The organism is Bacillus sp. FSL L8-0528, assembly GCF_038593085.1.
Classification (GTDB): domain Bacteria; phylum Bacillota; class Bacilli; order Bacillales; family Bacillaceae; genus Bacillus; species Bacillus paralicheniformis.
Genome location: NZ_CP151961.1, coordinates 2854255 through 2877021, shown reverse-complemented (window position 1 = coordinate 2877021; position 22767 = coordinate 2854255). Strand labels below are relative to the sequence as shown.

Here is a 22767-nt window from a genome sequence, read left to right as displayed (position 1 = left end):
GAGTATACTGAAGCCCTGTTTGATAGAGAGAAGCTCCATTGCGGTGAAAGAGCTTTAACAGAAGATCAGTAGAAGCTAATCCTGAGTGCAGGCGAAAACCTGCCGTCTTCATCCGGCGTTATTCGGATATCAAGGTGATGGGCGTTTTGTTACGCCCATAATCAGGGTGGTACCGCGAGAGGAGCTCTCGTCCCTGTGTAAACGTTGTTTGCATAGGGCGGGGGCTTTTTAATTTGCATGTGCATCATTAAAGGAGGAAAAAATAATGAAGACATTAACATCCGCACAAGTGCGCCAAATGTTTTTAGATTTTTTTAAAGAAAAAGGGCATGCCGTTGAACCGAGCGCCTCTCTTATTCCGCATGAAGATCCCTCCCTGCTTTGGATCAACAGCGGAGTCGCGACGCTGAAAAAATATTTTGACGGACGGGTTGTGCCGGAGAATCCGCGCATCTGCAACGCTCAAAAATCAATCAGGACGAACGATATTGAAAATGTCGGGAAAACAGCCCGACACCATACGTTCTTTGAAATGCTCGGAAACTTTTCGATCGGCGATTATTTCAAAGAAGAAGCGATCGAGTGGGCATGGGAATTTTTAACCGATCAAAAATGGATCGGCTTCGATCCCGAACGCCTGTCAGTCACGGTCCATCCGGAAGATGACGAAGCGTATGAATTATGGTCAAAAAAGATCGGCGTTCCTGAGGAACGGATCATCAGACTGGAAGGAAACTTCTGGGATATCGGTGAAGGCCCGAGCGGACCGAATACCGAAATTTTCTATGACCGCGGTGAAGATTATGGAAATGACCCGTCTGATCCGGAACTTTACCCGGGCGGGGAGAACGAGCGTTACCTTGAAGTATGGAACCTTGTGTTCTCCGAGTTCAACCACAATCCTGACGGAACATACACACCGCTTCCGAAGAAAAACATCGATACGGGGATGGGTCTTGAACGGATGGTATCTGTTATTCAAGATGCCAAGACGAACTATGATACGGATTTGTTTATGCCGATCATCAAGGCGACAGAAGCCATTTCAGGAGAAAAGTACGGCACATCTGCTGAAAAAGATACGGCATTTAAGGTTGTGGCCGACCATATCCGGACGGCTGCGTTTGCGGTCGGCGACGGAGCGCTTCCGTCAAACGAGGGGCGCGGCTATGTCATCAGAAGGCTGCTTCGCCGCGCTGTCCGATATGCGAAGTCCATCAATATCAACCGTCCGTTTATGTATGAGCTCGTTCCGGTAGTTGCCGACATCATGGCCGCATTCTACGGCGAAGTCAAAGAAAAAGCGGACTTTATCGCGAAAGTCATCAAAACAGAGGAAGAACGCTTCCATGAAACATTGCACGAGGGCTTGGCGATTCTCTCAGAAGTGATTCAAAAGGAAAAAGCAAAAGGAAACCGCATCATTTCCGGGGAAGATGTCTTTAAACTGTATGATACGTATGGATTCCCTGTTGAGCTGACCGAAGAATACGCCGAAGATGAAGGCATGGAAGTCGATCATGACGGATTTGAGCGCGAGATGGACAAGCAGCGCGAACGGGCCCGGCAGGCGCGCCAGGACGTCGGCAGCATGCAGGTTCAAGGCGGCGCTCTCCGCGATATCATGACAGAAAGCGAGTTCATCGGCTATTCCGATATCAAGACGGAAACGAAAATCGCCGAGCTTCTTCAAGACGGGGAACTTGCCGACCTTGTTCAAGAAGGCAAGAAGGTTCAGTTTATCCTGGAAAAAACCCCGTTCTATGCTGAAAGCGGCGGACAAATCGGTGATAAAGGCTGGGTTAAAAGCGGGGATGCCGCTATTCGCGTCACAGACGTTAAAAAAGCGCCGAACGGCCAGCACCTCCATGAAGGGATCGTGGAAAGCGGCGCAATTAAAAGAGGCATGAGCGTGACCGCAGAAGTCACGGAGCGGCTCAGAAAAGACATCGTCAAAAACCATACCGCGACACACCTGCTTCATCAGGCGCTGAAAGATGTGCTCGGCACCCATGTCAACCAGGCCGGCTCGCTAGTCACTGACAGCCGTCTGCGCTTTGACTTCTCTCACTTTGGACAGGTGACTAAGGAAGAACTCGAACAAATTGAAACAAAAGTGAACGAGAAAATTTGGGCATCGATTCCTGTGCAAATCGACTTAAAACCGATTGATGAAGCGAAAGCGATGGGAGCCATGGCGCTGTTTGGAGAAAAATACGGAGACATCGTCCGCGTCGTTCAGGTCGGCGACTACAGCATCGAGCTGTGCGGAGGCTGCCACGTGAGAAACACAGCTGAAATCGGCCTCTTTAAGATCGTGTCCGAATCAGGCATCGGGGCCGGCACCCGCAGGATCGAAGCGGTAACAGGGCAGGGCGCTTATGAAGAGATGAACGCCAAACTGGAGCTTCTCGAGCAGGCGGCAGAAGTCCTGAAAACCAACGTGAAGGAAGTGCCGAAACGGATCGAAGCGCTCCAGTCTGATTTGAAAGAAGCCCAGAGAGAAAACGAATCTTTATTGGCGAAACTGGGAAATAAAGAAGCCGGAGAGATTTTAGAAAAAGTAAAAGAAATTGACGGAATCAAACTGCTCGCAGAAAAAGTGAATGCCAAAGATATGAATCACCTGCGCACAATGGTTGACGATCTGAAGGCGAAATTGGGCTCAGCCGTCATCGTTCTCGGGGCGGTTCAAAACGAAAAAGTGAATATTTCCGCCGGAGTTACAAAAGATTTAATAGAGCGGGGTTTCCACGCAGGCAAGCTTGTCAAGCAAGTCGCAGAAGCATGCGGCGGAGGCGGAGGCGGCCGTCCGGACATGGCGCAGGCGGGAGGAAAACAGCCTGAGCGGCTTGCTGAAGCATTAGCATCTGCGGAAGAATGGGTAAAATCCGTTTTATAAATAGCCGTTGTGGTGTAGAATGGTGATTAGAAGGTAATCAGGCTGAAACTTTGCCTGCGAATTTGGGAAAGAGGTGCAAAACGGTGAGCTCATTTGATAAGACGATGAAATTTAACTTTTCCGACGATTCGATGGAAACCAATGTAAATGAAGTGCTGATAACCGTCCATGATGCGCTTCAGGAAAAAGGCTACAACCCGATCAACCAAATTGTCGGATATCTGCTATCAGGAGATCCCGCTTACATTCCAAGGCATCGAGATGCACGTAACCTGATTCGGAAAATAGAAAGAGACGAGATAATCGAAGAATTGGTTAAATCGTACTTAGAACAGCATAAAGAGGCGTAAACAAGCATGCGAATATTAGGTCTGGATTTAGGTTCGAAAACGCTCGGCGTAGCGCTGAGCGATGAAATGGGCTGGACGGCTCAAGGGATAGAAACGATTAAAATCGACGAGGCGGGCGGTGACTACGGCTTGAACCGCCTCGCCGAATTGACGAAAGACTATGTAATTGACAAGATTGTACTCGGTTTTCCCAAAAACATGAATGGAACCGTCGGCCCGAGGGGGGAGGCGAGCCAGAAGTTCGCGGAAGTGCTTGAAGAAACGTTTCAAGTTCCCGTCGTGCTTTGGGACGAGCGCCTCTCGACAATGGCGGCCGAAAGAATGCTGATTTCAGCAGATGTAAGCAGGCAGAAAAGAAAAAAAGTAATTGATAAAATGGCGGCCGTGATGATCCTTCAAGGATATCTCGACAGCCTAAACTCATGAGGTGATCAAGATGGAACACGGAGAAAAAAACATTACGATTGTAGACGATAAAGGAAACGAACAGCTGTGTGAAGTGCTCTTCACATTTGACAGCGATCAGTTTAACAAGTCATACGTGCTTTATTATCCGGTTGAAGCACAGGATGAGGAAGAGATCGAGATCCATGCTTCAAGCTTCGTACCGAATGAAGCCGGAGAAGACGGCGAACTGATGCCGATTGAAACAGAAGAAGAGTGGGATATGATCGAAGAGACGCTGAACACGTTTTTAGCGGATGAAGACGAAGAAGAATAAAGCAGCGGCTGAACCGCTTGACAAAATCCTAAAACTTAAACCGTTTTAGGATTTTGTCATTTTTTAAATGGACATCTGCAATCATTTGCGCCCTGCTGCCGACAGGCGGCTTTTTTTATTAAAACATTTTGTAATAAATTGCCGAATGATAACGAATCATGTAGTATATGATATAAACTGAACGACTAAAACCTTGATATATCAAGGGTTCAGACGCGTTCATCACCTTCCCTGATCGAAAAAATAACATTTTAATAACATTTCTTCACGAAATACCGATATTAAGGATGTTTCCGAAAGTCTCCTGAACTTTCTGTGAAGCATCCTTTTTCATTTTTTCTGTGACATGTGTATAAATTTTCATCGTGGTTTTCATGTCATCATGTCCCACCTTTTTCATAATCGTCGGCAGGTCTACACCGGCTTCCGTTAACATGCTGATATGTGTATGTCTAAAAATGTGGGGTGTCGCACGTTTTTTGATAGATGTTTTTTCAAGCAGCCTTTTCATTCGCGCAATTATATTATATTGCAGGAAGGGGTATCCGTTTTCCCTTGAGAAAACAAAGTTTTCGTTATGATAATCTTCTGCCGGGATACGTGATCTTAGGCGTATTTTTTTCTGTTCAGTTTGAAAATCCTTTAACATTTCCATGATTTGATCCTCTATTTGGATTGTACGGATGGAACCGGGCGTTTTAGGCGGCGTCAACTCATAATCCTTCATGTTGTTGGTTTCTGAATAGATTGTCTTTGTTATTCGAATTTCATTTGTTTCGAAATTCAGATCAGACCATTTAAGGGCACACAATTCACCCGAGCGCATACCAGAAAAAGCAAGCAAATAAAACCTCTCAAGGTCCATGTCTAATCCAAATTCCTTGACAGTCAAGAGGAATTCTTCAAGCTCTTCTTTTTCAAGGTACTTTTCTTCGATCTTATTGTTTTCGATGTCTTCTATTGTTAATCGCTTTTTCGGAACGCTTGTGCCTGATACCGGACTCTCTTTTAGCAATTTCACTCTCACAGCGTATCTAAAAATCATTCCTGCTGTTGTATGAACGCCATAAATTGTATTCCTGGCGTATCCTTGTTCTATGAGATCATTCAATATTTTTTGATATTCTCTTGTAGTGATCTCAGTAATAATTTTTTTAGCCATAAACTTATTCAAAATATTAATCTCTTTCTGTCTGATCCGGATTGTATTATTCTTATTACCGGATGTGAGTGCGTAATCTTGTAGCCATTCTGCAGCCAGTTTTTCAAACGTCATCTTTCTTACAACGGTTTCATCGATCCCGTATTCTTTGAGTTTTGCGATAGCATCAAGAACCCTCTGTTCTGCCTCTTTTTTAGTCCTTCCTCGTCTGGATATTTGCCGGCGCTTTCCGGTAACTGGATGCTTGGGGCCATCAGCCATAGCTAGCCATTTCTTTCCTTTGATCAATTCCTGAGTGTACATCTTTTCACCTCAAATCGTGTGTATTTGATTGATCGGATGTTTTTCGCCCCTCTATGGTTATATCATTATTAATTACAATAGAGGTTATTTTTTAAACGATTAGACGCATTTTATTGAAATACATATTTAAACGTGTTGTGGCGAACGTTTCAGTGACTTTAAACGTCTTGGCGATGAGACGGGCGTCAAAAAAATAATTATGTGGAATTTTCATTCCACGAAGCATAAAAGTAGGGATGCAAAAGTGATATGAGAAGTAATTTGCTTGTCTTTCCTGATAATCTGACCAAAACTTCGGCATTGTTTTTTTGTCTCCTTCATGCCTGTAAAGATGGCATAGTTCATGAGCAAAGTCATCCCACTGTTCGCAGCGGTTTTTACGGCTATCTAATATAATCGTATACACGTCATTATATTTGAAAGAGCAACTCGGAATAGGCTTGAAATAAACTCTTATGCCTAACATCTCAGCTATACACTCGAAATCAATTTGCTCTGGTGTAGTTATGCTGATGCTTCTGTACAAGTTTTCAATCCAATCCTCTAAATGACTCTTTGTATACACCAAGAAGAACGCCTCCTAAGCCCATTTATCAAATTGAGAATAGTCCTTTTTTAAAAATAAGGAACGTTTGTTCTGTTTTTAGTGTTAAAGAAAAGCCCTAAAAAGGGCATTTCTTATAAAACGCTTGATTATTTCACAGGAATAGTGAAAGTAACAGCTTTATTTTTCATGAAGTCTTCAGTAGTCACATCACCAAAATTTAACTTGATTTCTTTAACACTATTAATATCGAGTTCTTTGCCTTCTGGCACGGTAAACTCAAGCACGCCTTCCTGTTTAACGCCGCCTTGGACTTCTCCGCCAACTTCGCCATCAGTCAAAAACATATTGGCTGATAATTGCATGTCTCCGACTACTGCATTACCTTGATCAGGATAGAAGTTTAGGACTTTATCAGTTGTATTTTCAATATTGAGTCCTACGTTAACTTTATCTTTCATAATCTTAACGTCGCCTAAATTAACTTTCATTCCTAAAGCATCAGTCTTTTGGCTGCTTGCATCAACTTTTTTAGAGCCGTCGTCTTTCTTCTCTTCTGTCTTCTTGTCTTTGGAATTGTCTGCCCCTGTTGATACGTCATCTGTTGATCCGCAGGCAGCTAAGGCCAAAGCAAGTCCAAGAGACAGGAATAAAACTAAAAATTTTTTCAATCTAAATACCCCCAGTTCATATGTATATACGCCTTTTATAATAGGCTAAAAATCGCTATATTTCAACACAATATTACAAAAATGACAAATTTTTTTACTGCTGTTTACGAGTTTTTAATGTATGAATCTCGAATTCTGCATCAGCCACTTTGCGATTGACAAAGATGACTCCTTCTTTAAGAGAGGTGATTTCATCAAGTAACAGGTTATCAGAATTGATATTTTCGGCATGCTGAGAATCAATTTTCTCACTTAATGCTTTGATGTCATCTTTAGTCGCTACATTTTTTTCGAGATCGGATAGACGGTTATTAATGGCCTGAATCTCTTTCAAAATCAATTCAAATTCTTTGTTTTCCATATAAAAAACCTCCCGATTTTATCATAAGTATGTGAGCGGACTTGCAATACTTTTGTTTAATCGGATTTTTTTTTACGCCCTTCTTTTAGTTGCTCGACTATTATTTCAAGTGCTGCTTGTACAATTTCATCTGTTACTTCACCATCACGGGCAGCGATGAAGGTTTTTGGGTCGTTCAAAATTTTCTTTGCTTCATCCGCAAAGATTTTCTCTTGAGACTCTTTGCTTTCCCCACGAATTAAATAATCAATACTCACCTCAAAGAAATCAGCGATTTTTATAAGGGTTTCATAATCAGGGCGACGCTTCCCTTGTTCATACATTCCAATTGTGCTTTCGGCTAAACCTAACTTTTTGCCTAATGCCTTTTGAGAAAGATTTTTTCCTTCCCTTAGTTCTTTTAGATTTTCTCCTAATTTCATCGTTATCACCTTTGATAATGATACCACACAAAACGTGTTTTTAGAAAAAACACCACGAAAAGTGTTGACACCACGAATTGAGGGGTTTAATATAATAAACAAGAACACCACACAATGTGTAGGGGGGTGAGGCCAATGGATAAACAATTAATTGCTCGAAGACTGGTAATACTTAGAGCAGAAAAGCCGCGTACTCAAGTAGCGAACGATCTTGGAATAAGCGTAAGCGCCTTGCAAATGTATGAAAATGGTCATCGTATACCACGTGATGAGATAAAGGTTAGACTAGCATCTTATTACAATAAGACTGTTCAGGAAATTTTTTTTAACAATCAACCCCACGAATTGAGGGGTAAATCAATCACAGCATAGGAGGCTGACCATGGATCAAAAAAAGCTAGATCAATTAACTGACTTTTTGCACGGTATGACCCAGTCTGAATGGAATCGCGTTAAACAACATGTTGATATGTTGTACAGTTCTAAAGCCGCCAAAGTGGAGTTTGACGACTCAGAACTATTAGAAATTAACCTGAAACGCGAATTTAGGATGAAACCTTGATCTGGATAAACATTGGATGAATACGATAATCGGCATTTTTGTATTGAATATGAACATAATCCTGTTGATACATCGTATGTTCATCCTTAGTTTTAGGGCTCCAAATATCAGCACCTTCTTTCCACCATGTAAGTGGAGAAGAGTCTGATCTGCCTATTTTACAGTCTGGATCACTGGTCAAGTCAACCCATTCACCACAAAGACAAGCATAAATTTGAGTAGCCATATTGATCACCACCTTTCCCAGAAGATTTTACCACACGAGAAAGGTTGGCAGATTACAAACCACAGTATAGGAGGTTTTTTATATGTTCACTATGCAATACGACGAAAAGTTTGTTGACCTACTCGCTTCTAAGATAGCCGACAGAGCAACAGACATTTTAGTCGAACGTTTAGGCTCTTTGAACGAACTGCCCCACATCCTGACAAGAGAAGAGGCAATGAAAGTTCTCAGATGCGGCCCGACCAAAATGTCAGAGTTGATGTCACGGCCTGATTTCCCGGTTACTGATGAGTTCGGAAAGAAAATTCCAACACAGATGCTTTTCAAATGGGTAGAGCGCAACACGCGATGGGTCGAACAAAACACACATTACTTTAAGAAAGGCGTGAGTTAAATGCATCAACTGCAAAAAGTCTTCAATTATCAAGATCAGCAGGTTCGAACAGTCGTTAAGGATGGTGAACCACTGTTTGTAGCTAAAGATATTTGTGAAGTGTTTGGTGACACAAATTATCGGCGATCTCTTTCAAGATTGGCTGAAGATGAAAAGGGTGTGTCACCTGTGAATACCCCCGGCGGATCACAACAAATGACTGTAGTAAATGAATCGGGACTGTACTCTCTTTTGTTTAATATGCAACCACAGAAAAAATCGCATATGACAGAAGAACAATTCCAACACCGCGTGGAAACACTTAAAAATTTTAGAAGGTGGATCACCCATGAAGTGTTACCAACAATCAGAAAAACGGGCGGCTATGTAGCAAATGACGATCTATTTATTCAAACGTATCTGCCGCAGGCTGACGAACAAACGAAACAGCTTTTCAAAGTCACCTTGCACACCATGAAAGAGCAAAGCAAACAAATCGAAGTCATGAAGCCAAAAGCACTGTTTGCGGATGCAGTCGAAGCGTCAGAATCATCCGTTCTAGTGGGCGAGTTAGCGAAAATCCTCAAGCAGAACGGAATCGAGATCGGCCAAAACAAACTATTCAAATGGCTGCGCGAGAACGGCTATCTGATTCGAAAGAAAGGTGAATCGTTTAACCTTCCAACTCAACGCAGCATGGATATGGGGCTGTTCGAGATCAAGAAAAGCACCATTGTAAACGGTGACGGATCGATCAGAACCACACGTACGCCAAAGGTAACGGGCAAAGGGCAAATTTATTTCGTCAATAAATTCATCAAGTCGCAATCTGCCTGATATAAGAAACGAAATTGAGCTTTAGGAAAAGAATTTGGTGAGTCCATTTTTGGACTGTCCTCTTTAAAACTCTACAGAACAAAGAATTACCTTGTTTTACATTTGGCAGAAAAGGAGCCATGCAAATAGCTTTATGACTTAATCATACATCCAGAATCTGTACAGAAAAATAGAGAACATAGGACAAAGGAGAGTTAAGGGATGCCGGAAATAGTGTCTAAATCACTGGCGCATCTACTTGAAACGAAGAACATGACAAACGGGCAGCTTGCCCTTGATCTAAACGTTTCTGAGTCGATGGTCAGCAAAATGAAAAACGGAACAAGAAAAATGCCATGGGATGTGGCGGAAACGTCACTAAAGAAATTCGATCAACCATTTTTCGCAATGGGAATCATGAACAAATTCAGCGACGGATGCTCACCGCCCGTTTTCACTGGGGAATCAGTCGAACAACATCGATTGGCTTTTGAGGAGATCATGGTCACACAGGCGACAGAAGCCATCCAGACGCTTGCAGATGTGAGTTTTGTTAAGAATCCGAAGCTTATCTCTTTGGAAGAAAGAGAGCGCATTAAAGTGGTTATAAAGGAACTTCTGGACGTGGAGGCATGGGCAAAAAACTTAGTGGCTTTATTGGCGAAGGAATACAACATTTCACTCAAAGAGTGCTACAAAAAAGCAACTATCACATGGAAGGCGAAAGGGTGGCTCGAATGAATTTAAACCATTTTTTGATGTCTGACAGGGAGAAGGCGGAACGACTTTACAAGTCATTGCAATTTCTCGTTTCTGAACTATTGGAGGATGCCGTCAAAGAGGGCGATTTTGATGGATGTATAGAACTTGCAGGGAGCATTGCCGACCATAGCAGGGACTTAAAGAAAATGCAGCATCCTGAGCAGGTGGTAGAGCTTCACGAAATCGCTTCAAAATTTGCGAAAAAAGGCTTGGATGTTACGGCCGTCAAGAGGAACGTTCATTGAGGCTCCATTACCTTCACAGGCGGGCGACGGCGTCAGAGGTTAGAGAGTGGTGCGCGAGAATCCGAAACTATCCTGAGTTATATCTATCCTGGGATCAATACGTTAAGAAATCCAGCGGAAAGGAGATTTTCTAAATGAACATTGAACACCCGATGATTACAGAAATCAACCGTTACGGCTATCCAAAGGAGTATTTACGGTATGAAGAAGAGGAAGAAAACGAAGACGACGAGGCATAAAAAAAGAACCTTACAGAAGGTTCAACAAGATCAAATACTCATTCATTAATTGGCTGGTGGAAGGCGTAGTAAACTTTCCAATTAAAAATTATATCAGTCTTCTGCCTAAAAAACAATATAGAAGGTGGTTAAACAATGGCTGAAATCGAAGAAATCAAAAAAGATTTAATGGATGCAATGCCGCAGGAAGATGAAGGGCCTGAAATATTTGAGGTTCACGATCTGGATACAGCAGCAGAAGCACAACGGCGTGTTGCTTACTTCAAAAGAAAGCAGGCTGAAATAGATGAAGTGGCCGACAAGCAAATAGAACGCCTCAAGATGCAAATAGAACGGCTTGAACACTGGCAAGAGGAAGCAAAAAAGGAATATGTCGAGCGTGAAGATTTCTACAAACACCGTCTTGAAAGATACATGCGCGAGGAAGTCAGGAAGATGCAAGAGAACGGCAAAAAGCCAAAGAAAACAATCAAGCTGCCTTACGGAACGATCAAGCTTGTTAAGCAACAGCCGGAATACCAACGAAACGAAAATGATCTGCTGGAATACGCGGAATCTAAGGGGTTTGTCAGGGTTAAAAAAGACGTTGATTGGGCGGCTATCAAAAATAAAGCCAAGGTGTTCGGCGACAAATTAATAGATGCAGACGGCGAGTTAATTCCCGGCGTAACGGTGGTTGACAGGGAAGACAAATTCACGGTCGAGGTGAGCGAATGATGAACATTTATCAAAAGCTGGTTGAAGTCAGGAAGGCTGTTCCCTATTTGAAAAAAGATAATCGGGGCGATCAATACTCTTATACAAGTTCCAGCCAAGTAGTAGCGGCAATTAGAGAAAAAATGGATGAATTCGGTCTTTTGCTTGTGCCGAATATTATCGACAAAAATGTGCGAACTGAAACAGTTGAATTTAAAGACAAAAACGGAAACGTCAACAAAAAAACAACTACCTATTTTACTGAATTGACAATGGAATTCAAATGGATCAATGCAGAAAACCCAGAGGAAACAATGGTTGTACCGTTTTATGCACAGGGTGTTGACAGAGCGGGGGAAAAAGGCGTCGGGAAGGCTTTAACATATGCCGAGAAATATTACCTTCTGAAACAATTCAACATACCGACAGATGAAGCCGATCCGGATGCATTCCAAGAAAAAGTTGAGTCCTCAAAGCCGCCTGAAATGATCACACAGGAGCAAAAGGATGAAATTCAATCGCTGGCACAAAGCTATGTTGAACTACGCGGTCAGGGTGATGCGAAGACGGTTTTGACAGCCTTGAATGTCATGGATATTAACAAGATTCAAAAAGGCGAAGCGGATAAATGTATTTTCCAGCTTAAAAGATGGGTTGCGAAGCTACAGAAAGAATCAGCTTAAAACATCAGGAAAGGCGGCGCATCACGATGAACAAAATCGCCCGCAAATGGGCGCGGATGTCGCGGAAACAGCAGGAGAGAACCGAGAATATCACGGCCGTCGTTCTGGCGGCTCTCCTATACGGATGTTATGTGCTTATGGGTTATCAAATCATTTCACTTTGAAAGGGGATTTCAAATGTTAGAACCAAGGTTTTGTTATCGGATACTGGCGGCTGCGGGACTGTCTCATGATGAGCAGGGTAACGATACAGAGTGCTTTACTCAGATTGAGTTAGAGGATCTCCCTAAACTTGAGCAAGATGAATATGACCGCAGACATGAAGAATACAGGCACGGCCTAGCTGAGCATTTAAGGCTGAACGTGAATTATCTAAAATGCATTAGCCAAGAAGAATACGACGACAACGTAGACGACTATTAAACGAAAGGGGAAACGTTCCATGTGGGGAGTACATCAAAGACTGGCAGAATTAAGAAACATCGAGAAAAACCACAGGGCATTGACCGAGGAAGAAAAGACGGAATTAAACATCTGCTTGGATGCAAATTTAAACCTTTGTCGAAAGGTGGCGCACCTAAAAAACCAGTCTTTACTTGCGACCATGACAAAGGATAACGATTGGCAGTTTGAAATATGCAGCCAATTAGAAGAAATATATACGGTTTTCCATTGATTTTAAATAAACGACCTGATCAGCAAGAGACGGACGGAGAAAAGGAGGCCAAGACATTGAACGGTTTGCTATTAGACGAATATCCCTTGATTGTCATTCCTTCTTTAGCAAAAGAAATCGGATTAAACGAAGCGATCGTTCTTCAACAAGTTCATTACTGGTTAAAGTCATCAGGTAAAAAAAGAGACGGTAGAAAGTGGATTTATAACACCTATGACGAGTGGTTGGAACAGTTTCCGTTTTGGTCAAAAAATACGCTGATACGTACTGTAGAAAGACTTGAAAAGTCCGGCATATTGATCACAGGAAATTACAACAAAGCGAAATACGACAAAACAAAATGGTACTCCATCGATTACGACCGTCTACCCAAAATGGGTAGAGGGACTACCCAAAATGAGCAGAGGGACTACCCAAAATGGGTAGACCGGTCTACCCAAAATGAGTACACCAATACCAGAGACTACACAGAGACTACTACAGAGACTAACAATAAACCGGATGAAAGTGAAAAACAGGACATCAGTAAAACAGATGCATTTCGAAATGAACTGGAATCGGTTGGTCTTAAATCTATAAATCTTTCAAGTTTAGAAGAGATTGAAAAATTAACAGAACTGACAATAAAAAAAGAGACTCTTCCAAAAGGGATTAAAAAAAGCATCTTAGTTCAATATCTTGACTGCCTCCGGCTTACTCGATCAACAGGTAAAATCTCGGCCAACGTCTTAATGACTCATCTTGAAAAAATGAGCAAGTACAGTCTCGATCAGCTGCATTATGCAATGTGGACGCATGTGGAGAAATACAACGACCGACAAGAAAAATACACGCTTGGCATTCTTAGAAACACAGACGACCACAAAGCGCGGCAGGGTCTCATGAAATTGATGAATCAGGGAGGTACAAGGAAAGGTGAACAGTTTAGAAGATACCCTAAAGCAGTTGGAGAAATCGAATCCCGGACTAGCGAAGAGGTTGAGAGACTCGAAGCGCTTGCAAGAGAAAAGGGCTTATCCGGAAAGATACGAGATACTCACTGTGATTTCTGAGGAAAACTGCATGTATAAGAAATGCGACGGCTCCGGTCTGATCTGGATTAAAGACCATCAGGAAAACAAGGAATTCATGAAAGAATGCCCGTGCAAGGCTGTCAAAACCTTAGAAAGAAAACTGATGGGTGCCCGGCTGCCGGAAGAGTTTAAAGACGTAACTTTAAATTCCTTTGCAATAGATGTCTATGAAAATGACGAATCGAAGGAGCGCGCGGCGAACGCAAAGCGGATTTCGAAAAACTATGTAGTTAAATTCGAGCAGATACGCGAGCAGGGGAAGGGATTGTATTTTTACAGCCATGAAAAGGGGAGCGGTAAAACGAGGTTAGCTGCAAGCATCATGAAGGCCATCACCAAGATGCACGACAAGCCGGACAATCCGTTGAAAATCATTTATTCCTCAACTGCTGATCTGATCGGAGAGATTAAAAAGACCTTTGAAGCAGATTCGAAGGTTAAGAGTTCCGACATTATCGAAGCTGCAAAAACGGCTGATCTGGCGATCTTGGACGATATCGGAGTAGAAAAAGCGACGGATTGGGTAGAAGAAACGTTTACCCGAATTCTGGACTACAGGCTTCAGAACAAAAAGCCGACAATCTTCACCAGTAACTTAGCGATTGATGAATTAGATGAAAAGTATCCGCGCGGAAGAATCAGCAGCAGGGTTGAAAAGCTTGCTTTCCCTGTAAAAATGCCAGATGAAAAAGTCAGAAGTAAGATAGCAAAACAAGAAAACGAGGAGTTGTTGCAACTGCTTTACGAATAAACAAAAACACCGAAACCTAAAGGCTCCGATGCTTTATGAACTGTGGGTAATTCAATTATAGCACACTGGGGGCGGTTTGAGTGAAGCCGAAAACAATAACTATCAATGATGATCTAAGCTTTACTGGAACGATGGAGAAAGGCAAAATCCGTGTAATTGTTGTGGACGGTAACAACGGGACGGCATACGAAACGGACGCCCCGGAACATGGGAAAACAATTATTCAAACGATAAACGGCAAGTGTAAACGTGTTGATTATGAAATAGGCCACAAACTCGATTAAAGGAGGATTCACAATGTGCAGCTTGTGCAATGGCGAAAAGGTTATCAGGCAGGAATCCGGCAGCATGGTCGCATTCCATGCCTGCCCGAATTGCAAGATTGAGAAGCAGGATTTAACAGACACAATCCAGCGGCTTGATGCGATCATTCAAAAACGGCAGCAGGAGAAGAGCGCGTAATGTACATCATGCTGACTAAATGCGAGTTTGGTTGGACGGAAGATGAAGTGAAGCTAGTGAAAGAGGATTGGCGCGCGGGCGTCCCCATCGAAGAAACAGCGTCGGCACTTGAGCGCCCGGCTTTGGAAGTATTCTTGTTGATTGTCGATCTATGCGAACGCGGGATACTCAAAGAGCGAAAGGGGAGTATTTACGGTGACAAGGCTAAATGTGGGTGATTGGGTGAAGTTCTCTCCGACAAATTTCTACAGGTGCAATCAAAAAACAATTCTTAAAGGGTACATCCTTGAAATGAACGGAAATTATGCAGATGTCAGAGCCGAAGACAAAAAATTATATCTGGGCCAGAGAATGGCGGACTTAATACCATGCGAGGATACGCCAGAATACACGCAGGAAAGCCTCAGAACGATGATAAACATTGCACTCGATACAAAAGACCGGAACTGGTTTGAAGAGCTTACAAGCGAATTAAAACGCATTCAGGAGGTAGCGGATTGAAAAGCATTGAGTTGTTTGCGGGAATAGGAGGAATCGCGCTTGCTGCTGAATGGGCCGGCATAGAAACGGTGGCATTCTGCGAGCGGGAGCCGTTCTGTCAGAAGGTACTACAAAAAAACTTTCCTGGTGTTCCCATCTTTGACGATGTATGCACCTTGAATAGACAGCTTTTAGAAGAAAAAGGAGTGATTGAACCAGGTGGAACAGTTGACATTATTTCAGGAGGATTCCCTTGCCAGCCTTACAGTATTGCCGGGAAGCGCAAAGGCAAGGAAGATGACCGTGACCTCTGGCCAGAAATGTTTAGGATCATCAAAGAGCTCAAGCCCACTTGGGTCGTTGGTGAAAACGTTGCTAACTTCGCAAACATGGAACTCGACCGCACGTTATTTGACCTGGAAAGTGCAGGTTACAAAGGGCAATCGTTTATTATACCGGCTTGTGCCGTCGACGCCAAACATCGAAGAGATCGAACATTCGTTGTTGCCTACTCCGACAGCGTCAGACGCTTGGAATACGAGAGACGGCCGGAAGCGGTTCAACAATCCAAACAGCAAGAGTTACAACGAAAAGAAAGCCATGAATCCATCATGTCAAAACCTGCACACTGCTGTCACAAAACTATGGCCGACACCAACAGCGCGGGATTGGAAGGGACGAACCGGTCCGAACTGGAATCATCAGACGTTACCCGACGCAGTTCTCTGGCCGACTCCGAGAACCAAGGGAATGTGCGGCGGCTCCGGCTCCTTTCAGACGATGATGGATCTACAGAAAAAGGGAGTTATTACAGAACAGGAACGGAAACAGATGACGGCGGGCAACGGTGGCCAGCTGAACCCGACGTGGGTCGAGTGGCTAATGGGATTCCCAATCGGGTGGACAGAATTAAAGGATTAGGGAACGCAGTGGTGCCTCAGCAGATATTCCCGATCTTTAAAGCGATTATGGATATTGAATTAAAACGCATTCAGGGGGTAGAGGGATGAGAGATTTTAAGTATGTACTATACGACACATTTACGGAAGAAATGTATTTTTGCAAAGAGGAAGAAAACGCCCTGAAAGAGTACGAGAAAACAAAAGAAGACGTTTCTAAACTTCGCGATGAAGAAGAGCATGTATATCTATTCCAGATCGTCAAACGGGAGGAAATCAAATAATGCAAAAGATCAAAAGACTCATCGTCCGGCTGATCGGGCGGAAAAAGAAGGAACAGAAAAAAGTGTTTGAGTGGTGGAAGTTGATATGAGGGCGCTGCTGTCGATCCTGCTGCAGGCCGGATACAGGGAAAAACAGATTGAACAATGGTTACAAGATGACGGGAGGTAAGGGGAATGAGAGAGATTAAGTTTCGAGCGTGGAATAAGGAATTGAAAAAGTTTGTTTATAGCGGAGATGCAGTGATGATTCTTGAAGAAGATGGAACGTTAGATATTCACGAGACTTTCCATTGGGATCAAGATTTCGAAAGTGTTTCTGACAAAATCGTTTTGCTTCAATACACCGGGTTAAAGGACGAAACCGGCCGGGAGATTTGGGAGGGAGACATCCGAAAAGACGTTTGGGGGAGAAAATTTAAGGTTGTTTACGACAACGATTTAGCTGCATTTTACGGTGAATATATTAACGGGCCTTCTGAGTCTCTTGCCGATTGCGGGCCAGATTCGGAATATCTCGGAACAGTCTATGAAAATCCTGAACTATTGGAGGTGGCGGAATGATGGAAATCTGGTACAGCAAAACGGATAAAGGCGAGTTTTGTGTCTTCAATCAATGGTTTGAAGACTATGGAGAACACTATTATTTCTATGCTTTCAGAGATTCAAAGAAAAGTGAAGAATGGTTAAAATACGGCGTCTACCGAAGTTATAAAACAGCAAGAAAATATCTTAAAAAACGGGAAGGTGATCCCGGACGCATGAAACGGGTTAACGAGTTGCCGGATGGCCTTAGATATTGGAGTCAGGAAATGGAGGCGGCGGAATGAAAGGGCGTTCGATTTACTTCACTCGTGATGAAATCCTTTTTCTTAAACGGTGTGTCGGTCATATTGATCCTCAGGACTTTCTAGACACCGAACATGGTCACATTGATCCAGACTATGAATCATTTAACCTTTATGCAAAAGTGAACGAAAAATTATTTAATGCTTTGACGAGAACGGAGGCGGCGGAATGATCACCCTTAACATACCAGTCGAACCAATGGGAGCCGTCCGGATGACCGGGCGCGGGAAATTCGTGAATAAAAACGCACAGCGGTATTTAGCTTATAAGGATTTCATCAAGCTGCACGCACAGAAGCAGATGAAAGGACAGCAGCTTTATACCGGCCCTACTGTAGTAAAGGTGCTTTTCTCGATGCCGATTCCAAAAAGTTGGTCAAAGAAAAAGCAACAGGAGGCCATTTCAACGGTACACATCAAAAAGCCGGACATCGACAATTTAGTAAAAGGTGTTTTCGACGCTCTGAATAAAACAGCGTGGCATGATGATAACCAAGTTTTCATGGTCATAGGAGCCAAAGTTTACGGAAAAGAACCCGGGATCGAGGTTCAAATAATGGGGCTGGCAGAATGGGAAAATTTAAGCGCCTGATCATCCGTTATAAAAACCAATACGGGCGCACTGTGGGGCACGACACCCTTTGGAGGGGTTTAGATAGCCTCATAGAGTTAAAACGTCGCTACGGCTTTTTAAACGAAGATTTGGAGCATGTCGAGATTGACGGTGAGGAATGCGATTTAAAAAAGGTAAGGGCTGCGCTTGAGAAGCGCGGGTGAAAAATTTCGGCTGAGAATGTCGATTCTTGTCGGAAATAGACGGAAGGGGAGAACGAAAATGAGAGATTATCAGAAGTTAGAAGCGCCACAATTGATTGAATTAGATGGCGAATATGGCTTTATTATTGCGACCAAAATAGATATTTCCGAAATGAGGAACGGGATAATTTTTATGACAGGCCAATCTTACAATTACGAAGACGGAGAGGTTAAAAAGGGAAGAGTCATAGAGGTTGAATATCGCACAATGTTTGATGGCCGACGCGAATTAGACGGAAACGGAAACGTCATAGACTGAAAGGGGAAAGGGAAATGGATGCAAAAACAGCGCGTGAAATGACCAAACACCATCTTGAGAAGATTCGTGAAGCTAATAAAATCGAGAATTCGGATAAATACAAAAAGATCATCGAAGAAATAGAGTGTACAGCATGTAGCGGCTTTTATGGGATGGTTTATGATTTCTACGAACAAGATTTGAGAGGTTATCAAGAAATCGAGAAGGCGCTTATTTCACAGGGTTACAAATGTTCAATACGAGAATCGGCGTTTATCGGAAAATTAGAGATTGAGGTTTCATGGGAACCGGAAACGGAGGGCGCAGAGAATGGCAGTTAAACTACACCGCCATATCTGGTGGGATAAGGATGGAATTGATGAATTTTCGAGCGCGGTCGGCAAGGAACGAGTAATAACTACCAACGGAAAATTAGAAATCGAACTACTTCTAACCGGAGATTCCAACAGATCGAGAGTGGTGCGGCGCATTATGGATGCGGTGGAAGAAATCATAGAAAAGGAGAATGCAAAAGATGCTGAATAGAACGGTGCTTGTCGGGCGCTTAACAAGAGACCCAGACCTAAGATATGTCGGGGATGGTAAGCCAGTAGTCAGCTTTACATTAGCAGTCAATCGAACATTTAAGAACCAGAACGGAGAAACGGAAGCGGACTTTATTAACTGTGTCGCTTGGAGAAACGCTGAAAATATTGCCAAGTTTCTGAAAAAGGGATCAATGGCAGGTGTGGACGGACGTCTTCAGACACGAAGCTATGACGATCAGAGCGGGCGCCGGGTGTTTGTGACAGAGGTAAACGTTGAATCTGTGCAGTTTCTCGATCCGAAGGGCGGCGCAGGGCGGAACCAGAGCAGTGGCCAGCAGGGGAACAGCTTTCCAGATGATCCGTTCGCCAATGACGGCAAGCCAATCGATATCAGCGACGAGGATTTGCAATTTTAAGGGGGAGAGACTGTGACACCAAAAGAACAGGAGTTAGCTTACAAAATGCTAGTTAAACTCGGGAAAAATATACAAAAGGTAGGAACTGTAAGACTTTACACGTCTGAACAAGAGCACGCACTTCAAAACATGGCGGATTGTATGAATACACTAGAAATATTACTACGACCAGATGAATTTAAAGAGCCCGGTTTTACAATGAGTCCATCTATAAGAGGACCAAAAAAGAAATGGGGATTATTTTAGGGGGCTGCGGCATGACAAGGCGCGTTGTTCAGTGGTCGGCCACGAATTACGACCAGGAAGAGTTGCAGGTTATTCAGGTGTTTGAGGAAGGCTTAAGCAAACAGGATGTTAAGAGGGAAGTGCCGTTCAGCAGATGGCACGGCGTCCTATACAAAACTGAAAGGGGAAACGGATATGACTTCAAATAGAAACTCAAGCAAGCATGGAGAGGTAATCACTTGGAAGATGACGGAGGAGCAGCGGCAGGCGTACATCAAAAAACATCCCATCATGCCGAGTGATGAGCATTTGAAGTATTGGGATTGGGACGGCGGAAAGAAGGAGCAGCAGGCATGAAAGAGTATGAAATCAGTTTGTCTAACGGAAGAGAATTTTACAGAAATGATGAGGGATCGTGTTGGCTGGATGGTGAGTATGAAACAAATCACGACATCGTTATAAGCGAATTGTCAGAAGAAATTATTAGATTACTGGTGGAAAACGCACAGCTAGACCATCGCGAAAAGGAAATTAAGCAGCTGTGGGTGGAAAACGAACAAATCAAGGGGAAAAATGCAGTTTTGCAGCACAAAATGAAATTTTATAGTGACGCTATTGAAATGATTCGGGCTGAAATAGAGAAGAAGGATATAAAAGGAGCTTACCTCTTAATGCTTTGGCTTATGGAAAAGACAGAAGAATGGGGTGAGGGTGATTAACAATGTGCATTCTTGACGAAATCGGATTCACGCCGGAGCAGTATTTTGAGTTGAAAGACAAAAGAATGACAGACGAGGAAATTGCATGGGACGAATTAGATGTCGAGCCCTGGCATTTGAAACAATGGAAGAAAAAGCACGGCGTCAGAAACGAAAAAATACGCCACGGAAAGAAGTTCACTCGTGAGGAATGGGAAGAGAAGCGAAAAGAAGGGCTGACAGAACCGGAAATCGCTGACTATTTCGGATACAAAACGTTTTCTATCTACTTGAGATACAAGAGAAGTCTCGGCATCCCGCCAATGACAAAGAAAATCGAGCGCACGCCGGAATTGCTGGCCGAAATCAAAAAGTATTTGGATCAGGGTTTTTTGATCAAAGAAATCACCGAGAAAATAAGCGTAAAGATGTCAAGTGCCATGGTTGGCAGAATCATAAGAGAGGAAGGGCTGCATGATGAGAAACCCGATAATAAAAAGCGTATTCGAGAAAATAGAAAAACAGCAAGAAAAGGGGCTTGAGAAATACGGAACCGAGGTCAAAACGGATTTGTACAGCTTGCGGGGATGGTTGCAGCACGCTCAGGAAGAGGTTATTGATTTAGCGGTATACCTTGAGGCGGCTATACAAAAATTCGATGAATTAGAGAAGAAATTTGATGAATTAGAGAGGGAGAAGGCATGATCATAGCATTCAAAATCATACTACTGCTCATAATTATCTTATCGTTTTTGGGAGCGGTCGGAGAGAGGGAAAACAAAAATCTACGGGATAACATGACAGCTATCTGCATAACATCAATAATCGGTTCTCTCGTCGCTTTCATCATGATTTAAGGGGGAAAGGTAGGGTGAAGGGTTTAAACGTGATCAAGGGCTGTTTAATCGCTCTTGGCGGGGTATTTATGATCGGGTATCAGTGGGTATACCGGCCGACACTCGGAGAATCTGCGGCAATTATCGTGTTCACCCTTGGATTAGTGTTTGCGACGGAGATCAGAAACTGGTTTTACAGCTTGATCTTGGTTCTGATCAGCGCTTTCGCCGTCGTCCTGTATGGATATATGTATCTTGAAAACTTCAAACAACTGCTTGTAATGCTATTAGTCTCTTTGCCAATGGTATCAGCAATATTCTTGCACGTGGCGGAGCATGATGCAGAGAAATAAACATCGGCGCGAGCCGGGAAGGGGAATAACTCATGAAAAAACTATTCAAAACCATTGTTACACTGTCACTCTTGATTTCTGGAACGCTTTTATTCTCACAATCTGCGGCGGCTGTTTGGTCGCCGTGGCAAAAGGAAGCATTCGGCCATACAGCGAGGATTTTCACCGACGACACGAATTACTATTCAGGAGCAAAAACAGTTGACTGGCGGGCGGAAAAGAAGGGTTCTGGAACGCTTTACTACACGGCTGGCGTCTATAAAAAACGTTCGGGCGGCGGCTTAACTGATACAAACCTTGTGCAGCGGGGATACTTTAAGCACTCAACACCGTTAAAGTCTTTCAGTGTCAACGAGATTCGCAAGCGCACCGGGAAAGGATCATATGTCATTCAGATCGATTGCTACACAGACGCGAAGAAAAACAACTATGTCGGGACGTTTGAATCCAAGACGTTTTATATCAAGTAAGGGGGCTGCAGCCCTCTTGAAAGGGAAAATGTAAAATGCAATTTATCGAATTGACGTTAATCGGCCAAGCCGGGAAGGAGAAACGCGGGCAGATGAATAAAGAACAGTTTACATTTGAAATGGAATTGAAGGGCGGACTTAATGGCGAGAAATCGGACGAGAAAAAACGTTTGGAAAAAATAAAAGAGTCTTACTCAAATTGCGTCGATATGGCTTTGTCTGAAGGTGAAACGTTGCCCTATTACGATATAGAAGTAGCTGATATGAATTTTCTTATCGAACAGGCTGAAAAGGGGCTGACCGTGACGAGGAGCGCCGGGAATTTACGCGCTTTACATGAATGTGTAACAGCCATGCAAAAAATCAAATTCATATGCCGAAGGGCGAAAAAAACCTACATCGAGGAAAAGGACATCGATGACATTTTGAAACTACTTGAAGGGAAAGTATGAGAGGCCGTAGCCGGGAAGGAGAATGAAGGACAAAAAACCGCCATGCGGCGGCCGTCAGGAAACATTTAAACTTGGTTTTATGGTATCATATAGGTATAACGAAAACAAAATAATCGTCCAAGACGGAAAGCCTGCGGACACTGAACTTACAGCATTTACGCTGTTTGTTTGGTGTCCGTTTTTTATTTGTACAGAAAACAGTAAGGG

At 43.3% G+C, this 22767-nt stretch carries 47 protein-coding genes and 1 other annotated feature (1 of these 48 only partly in view); of the genes, 41 read left to right on the top strand and 6 right to left on the bottom strand.

Annotated features, from left to right (window positions below):
* Positions 1-198 (top strand) — a binding site (T-box leader) (it extends 20 nt beyond the left edge of the window).
* A 67-nt stretch (positions 199-265) separates the two neighbouring features.
* The 4 genes from alaS to MHI30_RS14650 all read left to right on the top strand — a co-directional run bounded on the left by alaS (position 266) and on the right by MHI30_RS14650 (position 3973).
* Positions 266-2902 (top strand): alanine--tRNA ligase, encoded by a 2637-nt coding sequence (gene alaS, locus MHI30_RS14665; RefSeq protein ID WP_075752057.1) that lies wholly within the window; start codon positions 266-268, stop codon positions 2900-2902.
* 83 nt (positions 2903-2985) lie between these two features.
* Positions 2986-3252, top strand: coding sequence for an IreB family regulatory phosphoprotein (locus MHI30_RS14660; protein ID WP_003183920.1), 267 nt, complete (start codon positions 2986-2988; stop codon positions 3250-3252).
* A gap of 6 nt (positions 3253-3258) precedes the next feature.
* Positions 3259-3678 carry a Holliday junction resolvase RuvX gene (gene ruvX, locus MHI30_RS14655; protein ID WP_003183918.1) on the top strand — a complete coding sequence of 140 codons (420 nt, stop codon included), beginning with the start codon at positions 3259-3261 and terminating at the stop codon, positions 3676-3678.
* A gap of 10 nt (positions 3679-3688) precedes the next feature.
* Positions 3689-3973, top strand: a complete 285-nt coding sequence (locus MHI30_RS14650) for a DUF1292 domain-containing protein (protein WP_016885528.1) — start codon at positions 3689-3691, stop codon at positions 3971-3973.
* 265 nt (positions 3974-4238) lie between these two features.
* Here MHI30_RS14650 and MHI30_RS14645 read toward each other — a convergent pair whose 3' ends face one another.
* The 5 genes from MHI30_RS14645 to MHI30_RS14625 form a co-directional block, all read right to left on the bottom strand.
* The gene (locus MHI30_RS14645) at positions 4239-5438 is read right to left on the bottom strand and encodes a tyrosine-type recombinase/integrase (RefSeq protein ID WP_075752058.1); all 1200 of its coding nucleotides are present in this window, start codon (positions 5436-5438) and stop codon (positions 4239-4241) included.
* Positions 5439-5529: 91 nt separating this feature from the next.
* Positions 5530-6006 carry an ImmA/IrrE family metallo-endopeptidase gene (locus MHI30_RS14640; RefSeq protein ID WP_075752059.1) on the bottom strand — a complete coding sequence of 159 codons (477 nt, stop codon included), beginning with the start codon at positions 6004-6006 and terminating at the stop codon, positions 5530-5532.
* Positions 6007-6131: 125 nt separating this feature from the next.
* Positions 6132-6653, bottom strand: coding sequence for a hypothetical protein (locus tag MHI30_RS14635; protein ID WP_075752060.1), 522 nt, complete (start codon positions 6651-6653; stop codon positions 6132-6134).
* Positions 6654-6747: 94 nt separating this feature from the next.
* Positions 6748-7014 carry a hypothetical protein gene (locus tag MHI30_RS14630; protein ID WP_061576069.1) on the bottom strand — a complete coding sequence of 89 codons (267 nt, stop codon included), beginning with the start codon at positions 7012-7014 and terminating at the stop codon, positions 6748-6750.
* 56 nt (positions 7015-7070) lie between these two features.
* A complete protein-coding gene (locus MHI30_RS14625; RefSeq protein ID WP_075752061.1) occupies positions 7071-7436 on the bottom strand; it encodes a helix-turn-helix transcriptional regulator in 366 nt (121 codons plus the stop codon).
* A gap of 135 nt (positions 7437-7571) precedes the next feature.
* On the opposite strand from MHI30_RS14625, the gene MHI30_RS14620 reads away from it, so the two are divergent.
* Positions 7572-7808, top strand: a complete 237-nt coding sequence (locus MHI30_RS14620) for a helix-turn-helix transcriptional regulator (protein WP_075752062.1) — start codon at positions 7572-7574, stop codon at positions 7806-7808.
* 10 nt (positions 7809-7818) lie between these two features.
* Entirely contained in the window at positions 7819-7998 is a 180-nt protein-coding gene (locus MHI30_RS14615; RefSeq protein WP_075752063.1) for a hypothetical protein, read from the top strand.
* Here the strand turns inward: MHI30_RS14615 and MHI30_RS14610 are convergent.
* Positions 7982-8224 carry a hypothetical protein gene (locus tag MHI30_RS14610; RefSeq protein ID WP_075752064.1) on the bottom strand — a complete coding sequence of 81 codons (243 nt, stop codon included), beginning with the start codon at positions 8222-8224 and terminating at the stop codon, positions 7982-7984. The genes MHI30_RS14615 and MHI30_RS14610 overlap by 17 nt on opposite strands.
* Positions 8225-8306: 82 nt before the next feature.
* Here MHI30_RS14610 and MHI30_RS14605 point away from each other — a divergent pair, with 82 nt between their 5' ends.
* From MHI30_RS14605 to MHI30_RS14435, 35 genes are all read left to right on the top strand, one after another.
* Positions 8307-8618, top strand: coding sequence for a hypothetical protein (locus MHI30_RS14605; protein ID WP_075752065.1), 312 nt, complete (start codon positions 8307-8309; stop codon positions 8616-8618).
* Positions 8619-9434 carry a phage antirepressor KilAC domain-containing protein gene (locus MHI30_RS14600; protein ID WP_075752066.1) on the top strand — a complete coding sequence of 272 codons (816 nt, stop codon included), beginning with the start codon at positions 8619-8621 and terminating at the stop codon, positions 9432-9434.
* Between the two features lie 201 nt (positions 9435-9635).
* Positions 9636-10154, top strand: coding sequence for a helix-turn-helix transcriptional regulator (locus MHI30_RS14595; protein ID WP_044790091.1), 519 nt, complete (start codon positions 9636-9638; stop codon positions 10152-10154).
* Positions 10151-10420, top strand: a complete 270-nt coding sequence (locus MHI30_RS14590) for a YqaH family protein (RefSeq protein ID WP_075752067.1) — start codon at positions 10151-10153, stop codon at positions 10418-10420. Before MHI30_RS14595 ends, MHI30_RS14590 begins: the two co-directional genes overlap by 4 nt.
* A gap of 374 nt (positions 10421-10794) precedes the next feature.
* Positions 10795-11376, top strand: coding sequence for a host-nuclease inhibitor Gam family protein (locus MHI30_RS14585; protein WP_075752068.1), 582 nt, complete (start codon positions 10795-10797; stop codon positions 11374-11376).
* The gene (locus tag MHI30_RS14580; protein WP_342409669.1) at positions 11373-12038 is read left to right on the top strand and encodes an ERF family protein; all 666 of its coding nucleotides are present in this window, start codon (positions 11373-11375) and stop codon (positions 12036-12038) included. The genes MHI30_RS14585 and MHI30_RS14580 overlap by 4 nt, the downstream gene beginning before the upstream one ends.
* 26 nt (positions 12039-12064) lie before the next feature.
* A complete protein-coding gene (locus MHI30_RS14575; RefSeq protein WP_178388303.1) occupies positions 12065-12202 on the top strand; it encodes a hypothetical protein in 138 nt (45 codons plus the stop codon).
* A gap of 13 nt (positions 12203-12215) precedes the next feature.
* On the top strand, positions 12216-12461 hold the full coding sequence (locus tag MHI30_RS14570; RefSeq protein WP_075752070.1) for a hypothetical protein: 246 nt from the start codon (positions 12216-12218) through the stop codon (positions 12459-12461).
* 19 nt (positions 12462-12480) lie between these two features.
* Complete coding sequence (locus MHI30_RS14565) at positions 12481-12714, top strand: hypothetical protein (protein WP_026579165.1); 234 nt, start codon at positions 12481-12483, stop codon at positions 12712-12714.
* 56 nt (positions 12715-12770) lie between these two features.
* A complete protein-coding gene (locus MHI30_RS14560; RefSeq protein ID WP_075752071.1) occupies positions 12771-13766 on the top strand; it encodes a hypothetical protein in 996 nt (331 codons plus the stop codon).
* Positions 13767-13776: 10 nt separating this feature from the next.
* Positions 13777-14538: a DnaA/Hda family protein gene (locus MHI30_RS14555; RefSeq protein ID WP_075752072.1), complete on the top strand. Its 762-nt coding sequence runs from the start codon at positions 13777-13779 to the stop codon at positions 14536-14538.
* 80 nt (positions 14539-14618) lie between these two features.
* Positions 14619-14822 carry an XtrA/YqaO family protein gene (locus MHI30_RS14550; RefSeq protein ID WP_009328666.1) on the top strand — a complete coding sequence of 68 codons (204 nt, stop codon included), beginning with the start codon at positions 14619-14621 and terminating at the stop codon, positions 14820-14822.
* Between the two features lie 13 nt (positions 14823-14835).
* Complete coding sequence (locus tag MHI30_RS14545) at positions 14836-15000, top strand: hypothetical protein (RefSeq protein WP_178388304.1); 165 nt, start codon at positions 14836-14838, stop codon at positions 14998-15000.
* Positions 15000-15218: a hypothetical protein gene (locus MHI30_RS14540; protein WP_075752073.1), complete on the top strand. Its 219-nt coding sequence runs from the start codon at positions 15000-15002 to the stop codon at positions 15216-15218. Before MHI30_RS14545 ends, MHI30_RS14540 begins: the two co-directional genes overlap by 1 nt.
* Positions 15196-15501 carry an IDEAL domain-containing protein gene (locus MHI30_RS14535; protein WP_256692801.1) on the top strand — a complete coding sequence of 102 codons (306 nt, stop codon included), beginning with the start codon at positions 15196-15198 and terminating at the stop codon, positions 15499-15501. The genes MHI30_RS14540 and MHI30_RS14535 overlap by 23 nt, the downstream gene beginning before the upstream one ends.
* Positions 15498-16490 carry a DNA cytosine methyltransferase gene (locus tag MHI30_RS14530; protein ID WP_075218713.1) on the top strand — a complete coding sequence of 331 codons (993 nt, stop codon included), beginning with the start codon at positions 15498-15500 and terminating at the stop codon, positions 16488-16490. Before MHI30_RS14535 ends, MHI30_RS14530 begins: the two co-directional genes overlap by 4 nt.
* Entirely contained in the window at positions 16487-16663 is a 177-nt protein-coding gene (locus MHI30_RS14525; RefSeq protein WP_157769125.1) for a hypothetical protein, read from the top strand. Before MHI30_RS14530 ends, MHI30_RS14525 begins: the two co-directional genes overlap by 4 nt.
* Before the next feature lie 174 nt (positions 16664-16837).
* Positions 16838-17224, top strand: a complete 387-nt coding sequence (locus MHI30_RS14520; RefSeq protein WP_075752074.1) for a YopX family protein — start codon at positions 16838-16840, stop codon at positions 17222-17224.
* Positions 17221-17490 (top strand): hypothetical protein, encoded by a 270-nt coding sequence (locus MHI30_RS14515; protein WP_075752075.1) that lies wholly within the window; start codon positions 17221-17223, stop codon positions 17488-17490. Before MHI30_RS14520 ends, MHI30_RS14515 begins: the two co-directional genes overlap by 4 nt.
* A complete protein-coding gene (locus MHI30_RS14510) occupies positions 17487-17681 on the top strand; it encodes a hypothetical protein (protein ID WP_075752077.1) in 195 nt (64 codons plus the stop codon). Before MHI30_RS14515 ends, MHI30_RS14510 begins: the two co-directional genes overlap by 4 nt.
* Complete coding sequence (locus MHI30_RS14505; protein ID WP_009328659.1) at positions 17678-18100, top strand: RusA family crossover junction endodeoxyribonuclease; 423 nt, start codon at positions 17678-17680, stop codon at positions 18098-18100. Before MHI30_RS14510 ends, MHI30_RS14505 begins: the two co-directional genes overlap by 4 nt.
* A complete protein-coding gene (locus tag MHI30_RS14500) occupies positions 18079-18285 on the top strand; it encodes a hypothetical protein (protein WP_075752079.1) in 207 nt (68 codons plus the stop codon). Before MHI30_RS14505 ends, MHI30_RS14500 begins: the two co-directional genes overlap by 22 nt.
* Before the next feature lie 58 nt (positions 18286-18343).
* On the top strand, positions 18344-18583 hold the full coding sequence (locus MHI30_RS14495) for a hypothetical protein (RefSeq protein WP_021837337.1): 240 nt from the start codon (positions 18344-18346) through the stop codon (positions 18581-18583).
* 14 nt (positions 18584-18597) lie between these two features.
* The gene (locus MHI30_RS14490) at positions 18598-18903 is read left to right on the top strand and encodes a hypothetical protein (protein WP_145699678.1); all 306 of its coding nucleotides are present in this window, start codon (positions 18598-18600) and stop codon (positions 18901-18903) included.
* The gene (locus MHI30_RS14485) at positions 18893-19108 is read left to right on the top strand and encodes a hypothetical protein (RefSeq protein WP_075752083.1); all 216 of its coding nucleotides are present in this window, start codon (positions 18893-18895) and stop codon (positions 19106-19108) included. The genes MHI30_RS14490 and MHI30_RS14485 overlap by 11 nt, the downstream gene beginning before the upstream one ends.
* Complete coding sequence (ssb, locus tag MHI30_RS14480; protein WP_075752085.1) at positions 19098-19526, top strand: single-stranded DNA-binding protein; 429 nt, start codon at positions 19098-19100, stop codon at positions 19524-19526. Before MHI30_RS14485 ends, ssb begins: the two co-directional genes overlap by 11 nt.
* A 12-nt stretch (positions 19527-19538) precedes the next feature.
* Positions 19539-19772 carry a hypothetical protein gene (locus tag MHI30_RS14475; RefSeq protein ID WP_069500427.1) on the top strand — a complete coding sequence of 78 codons (234 nt, stop codon included), beginning with the start codon at positions 19539-19541 and terminating at the stop codon, positions 19770-19772.
* Between the two features lie 11 nt (positions 19773-19783).
* Positions 19784-19960, top strand: coding sequence for a hypothetical protein (locus tag MHI30_RS14470; protein WP_178378787.1), 177 nt, complete (start codon positions 19784-19786; stop codon positions 19958-19960).
* Positions 19947-20108, top strand: coding sequence for a hypothetical protein (locus tag MHI30_RS14465; RefSeq protein WP_164504578.1), 162 nt, complete (start codon positions 19947-19949; stop codon positions 20106-20108). The genes MHI30_RS14470 and MHI30_RS14465 overlap by 14 nt, the downstream gene beginning before the upstream one ends.
* Positions 20105-20470, top strand: a complete 366-nt coding sequence (locus MHI30_RS14460) for a hypothetical protein (protein ID WP_044790080.1) — start codon at positions 20105-20107, stop codon at positions 20468-20470. The genes MHI30_RS14465 and MHI30_RS14460 overlap by 4 nt, the downstream gene beginning before the upstream one ends.
* Positions 20471-20472: 2 nt before the next feature.
* On the top strand, positions 20473-20991 hold the full coding sequence (locus tag MHI30_RS14455) for a hypothetical protein (protein ID WP_075752087.1): 519 nt from the start codon (positions 20473-20475) through the stop codon (positions 20989-20991).
* A complete protein-coding gene (locus MHI30_RS14450) occupies positions 20924-21154 on the top strand; it encodes a hypothetical protein (RefSeq protein ID WP_230633584.1) in 231 nt (76 codons plus the stop codon). Before MHI30_RS14455 ends, MHI30_RS14450 begins: the two co-directional genes overlap by 68 nt.
* A gap of 166 nt (positions 21155-21320) precedes the next feature.
* Positions 21321-21638 carry a hypothetical protein gene (locus MHI30_RS14445; protein WP_016885837.1) on the top strand — a complete coding sequence of 106 codons (318 nt, stop codon included), beginning with the start codon at positions 21321-21323 and terminating at the stop codon, positions 21636-21638.
* Between the two features lie 32 nt (positions 21639-21670).
* The gene (locus MHI30_RS14440) at positions 21671-22108 is read left to right on the top strand and encodes a hypothetical protein (RefSeq protein ID WP_011197860.1); all 438 of its coding nucleotides are present in this window, start codon (positions 21671-21673) and stop codon (positions 22106-22108) included.
* A 35-nt stretch (positions 22109-22143) separates the two neighbouring features.
* Positions 22144-22560 carry a hypothetical protein gene (locus MHI30_RS14435; protein WP_016885836.1) on the top strand — a complete coding sequence of 139 codons (417 nt, stop codon included), beginning with the start codon at positions 22144-22146 and terminating at the stop codon, positions 22558-22560.
* Positions 22561-22767: the final 207 nt, after the last annotated feature.

What these genes read in the sequence shown, in the direction of transcription:
- MHI30_RS14490 (WP_145699678.1), top strand. Translation starts at nt 18,598, where the DNA reads ATGGATGCAAAAACAGCGCGTGAAATGACCAAACACCATCTTGAGAAG.
- MHI30_RS14540 (WP_075752073.1), top strand. Translation starts at nt 15,000, where the DNA reads ATGTACATCATGCTGACTAAATGCGAGTTTGGTTGGACGGAAGATGAA.
- MHI30_RS14435 (WP_016885836.1), top strand. Translation starts at nt 22,144, where the DNA reads ATGCAATTTATCGAATTGACGTTAATCGGCCAAGCCGGGAAGGAGAAA.
- MHI30_RS14495 (WP_021837337.1), top strand. Translation starts at nt 18,344, where the DNA reads ATGAGAGATTATCAGAAGTTAGAAGCGCCACAATTGATTGAATTAGAT.
- MHI30_RS14615 (WP_075752063.1), top strand. Translation starts at nt 7,819, where the DNA reads ATGGATCAAAAAAAGCTAGATCAATTAACTGACTTTTTGCACGGTATG.
- MHI30_RS14630 (WP_061576069.1), bottom strand. Translation starts at nt 7,014, where the DNA reads ATGGAAAACAAAGAATTTGAATTGATTTTGAAAGAGATTCAGGCCATT.
- MHI30_RS14485 (WP_075752083.1), top strand. Translation starts at nt 18,893, where the DNA reads ATGGCAGTTAAACTACACCGCCATATCTGGTGGGATAAGGATGGAATT.
- MHI30_RS14545 (WP_178388304.1), top strand. Translation starts at nt 14,836, where the DNA reads ATGTGCAGCTTGTGCAATGGCGAAAAGGTTATCAGGCAGGAATCCGGC.
- MHI30_RS14585 (WP_075752068.1), top strand. Translation starts at nt 10,795, where the DNA reads ATGGCTGAAATCGAAGAAATCAAAAAAGATTTAATGGATGCAATGCCG.
- MHI30_RS14580 (WP_342409669.1), top strand. Translation starts at nt 11,373, where the DNA reads ATGATGAACATTTATCAAAAGCTGGTTGAAGTCAGGAAGGCTGTTCCC.
- MHI30_RS14465 (WP_164504578.1), top strand. Translation starts at nt 19,947, where the DNA reads ATGACTTCAAATAGAAACTCAAGCAAGCATGGAGAGGTAATCACTTGG.
- MHI30_RS14510 (WP_075752077.1), top strand. Translation starts at nt 17,487, where the DNA reads ATGAAAGGGCGTTCGATTTACTTCACTCGTGATGAAATCCTTTTTCTT.
- MHI30_RS14450 (WP_230633584.1), top strand. Translation starts at nt 20,924, where the DNA reads ATGATGAGAAACCCGATAATAAAAAGCGTATTCGAGAAAATAGAAAAA.
- MHI30_RS14555 (WP_075752072.1), top strand. Translation starts at nt 13,777, where the DNA reads ATGTATAAGAAATGCGACGGCTCCGGTCTGATCTGGATTAAAGACCAT.
- MHI30_RS14565 (WP_026579165.1), top strand. Translation starts at nt 12,481, where the DNA reads ATGTGGGGAGTACATCAAAGACTGGCAGAATTAAGAAACATCGAGAAA.
- ruvX (WP_003183918.1), top strand. Translation starts at nt 3,259, where the DNA reads ATGCGAATATTAGGTCTGGATTTAGGTTCGAAAACGCTCGGCGTAGCG.
- MHI30_RS14625 (WP_075752061.1), bottom strand. Translation starts at nt 7,436, where the DNA reads ATGAAATTAGGAGAAAATCTAAAAGAACTAAGGGAAGGAAAAAATCTT.
- MHI30_RS14650 (WP_016885528.1), top strand. Translation starts at nt 3,689, where the DNA reads ATGGAACACGGAGAAAAAAACATTACGATTGTAGACGATAAAGGAAAC.
- MHI30_RS14455 (WP_075752087.1), top strand. Translation starts at nt 20,473, where the DNA reads ATGTGCATTCTTGACGAAATCGGATTCACGCCGGAGCAGTATTTTGAG.
- alaS (WP_075752057.1), top strand. Translation starts at nt 266, where the DNA reads ATGAAGACATTAACATCCGCACAAGTGCGCCAAATGTTTTTAGATTTT.
- MHI30_RS14440 (WP_011197860.1), top strand. Translation starts at nt 21,671, where the DNA reads ATGAAAAAACTATTCAAAACCATTGTTACACTGTCACTCTTGATTTCT.
- ssb (WP_075752085.1), top strand. Translation starts at nt 19,098, where the DNA reads ATGCTGAATAGAACGGTGCTTGTCGGGCGCTTAACAAGAGACCCAGAC.
- MHI30_RS14460 (WP_044790080.1), top strand. Translation starts at nt 20,105, where the DNA reads ATGAAAGAGTATGAAATCAGTTTGTCTAACGGAAGAGAATTTTACAGA.
- MHI30_RS14605 (WP_075752065.1), top strand. Translation starts at nt 8,307, where the DNA reads ATGTTCACTATGCAATACGACGAAAAGTTTGTTGACCTACTCGCTTCT.
- MHI30_RS14610 (WP_075752064.1), bottom strand. Translation starts at nt 8,224, where the DNA reads ATGGCTACTCAAATTTATGCTTGTCTTTGTGGTGAATGGGTTGACTTG.
- MHI30_RS14470 (WP_178378787.1), top strand. Translation starts at nt 19,784, where the DNA reads ATGACAAGGCGCGTTGTTCAGTGGTCGGCCACGAATTACGACCAGGAA.
- MHI30_RS14500 (WP_075752079.1), top strand. Translation starts at nt 18,079, where the DNA reads ATGGGAAAATTTAAGCGCCTGATCATCCGTTATAAAAACCAATACGGG.
- MHI30_RS14575 (WP_178388303.1), top strand. Translation starts at nt 12,065, where the DNA reads ATGAACAAAATCGCCCGCAAATGGGCGCGGATGTCGCGGAAACAGCAG.
- MHI30_RS14600 (WP_075752066.1), top strand. Translation starts at nt 8,619, where the DNA reads ATGCATCAACTGCAAAAAGTCTTCAATTATCAAGATCAGCAGGTTCGA.
- MHI30_RS14570 (WP_075752070.1), top strand. Translation starts at nt 12,216, where the DNA reads ATGTTAGAACCAAGGTTTTGTTATCGGATACTGGCGGCTGCGGGACTG.
- MHI30_RS14595 (WP_044790091.1), top strand. Translation starts at nt 9,636, where the DNA reads ATGCCGGAAATAGTGTCTAAATCACTGGCGCATCTACTTGAAACGAAG.
- MHI30_RS14505 (WP_009328659.1), top strand. Translation starts at nt 17,678, where the DNA reads ATGATCACCCTTAACATACCAGTCGAACCAATGGGAGCCGTCCGGATG.
- MHI30_RS14525 (WP_157769125.1), top strand. Translation starts at nt 16,487, where the DNA reads ATGAGAGATTTTAAGTATGTACTATACGACACATTTACGGAAGAAATG.
- MHI30_RS14590 (WP_075752067.1), top strand. Translation starts at nt 10,151, where the DNA reads ATGAATTTAAACCATTTTTTGATGTCTGACAGGGAGAAGGCGGAACGA.
- MHI30_RS14645 (WP_075752058.1), bottom strand. Translation starts at nt 5,438, where the DNA reads ATGTACACTCAGGAATTGATCAAAGGAAAGAAATGGCTAGCTATGGCT.
- MHI30_RS14515 (WP_075752075.1), top strand. Translation starts at nt 17,221, where the DNA reads ATGATGGAAATCTGGTACAGCAAAACGGATAAAGGCGAGTTTTGTGTC.
- MHI30_RS14620 (WP_075752062.1), top strand. Translation starts at nt 7,572, where the DNA reads ATGGATAAACAATTAATTGCTCGAAGACTGGTAATACTTAGAGCAGAA.
- MHI30_RS14520 (WP_075752074.1), top strand. Translation starts at nt 16,838, where the DNA reads ATGAGAGAGATTAAGTTTCGAGCGTGGAATAAGGAATTGAAAAAGTTT.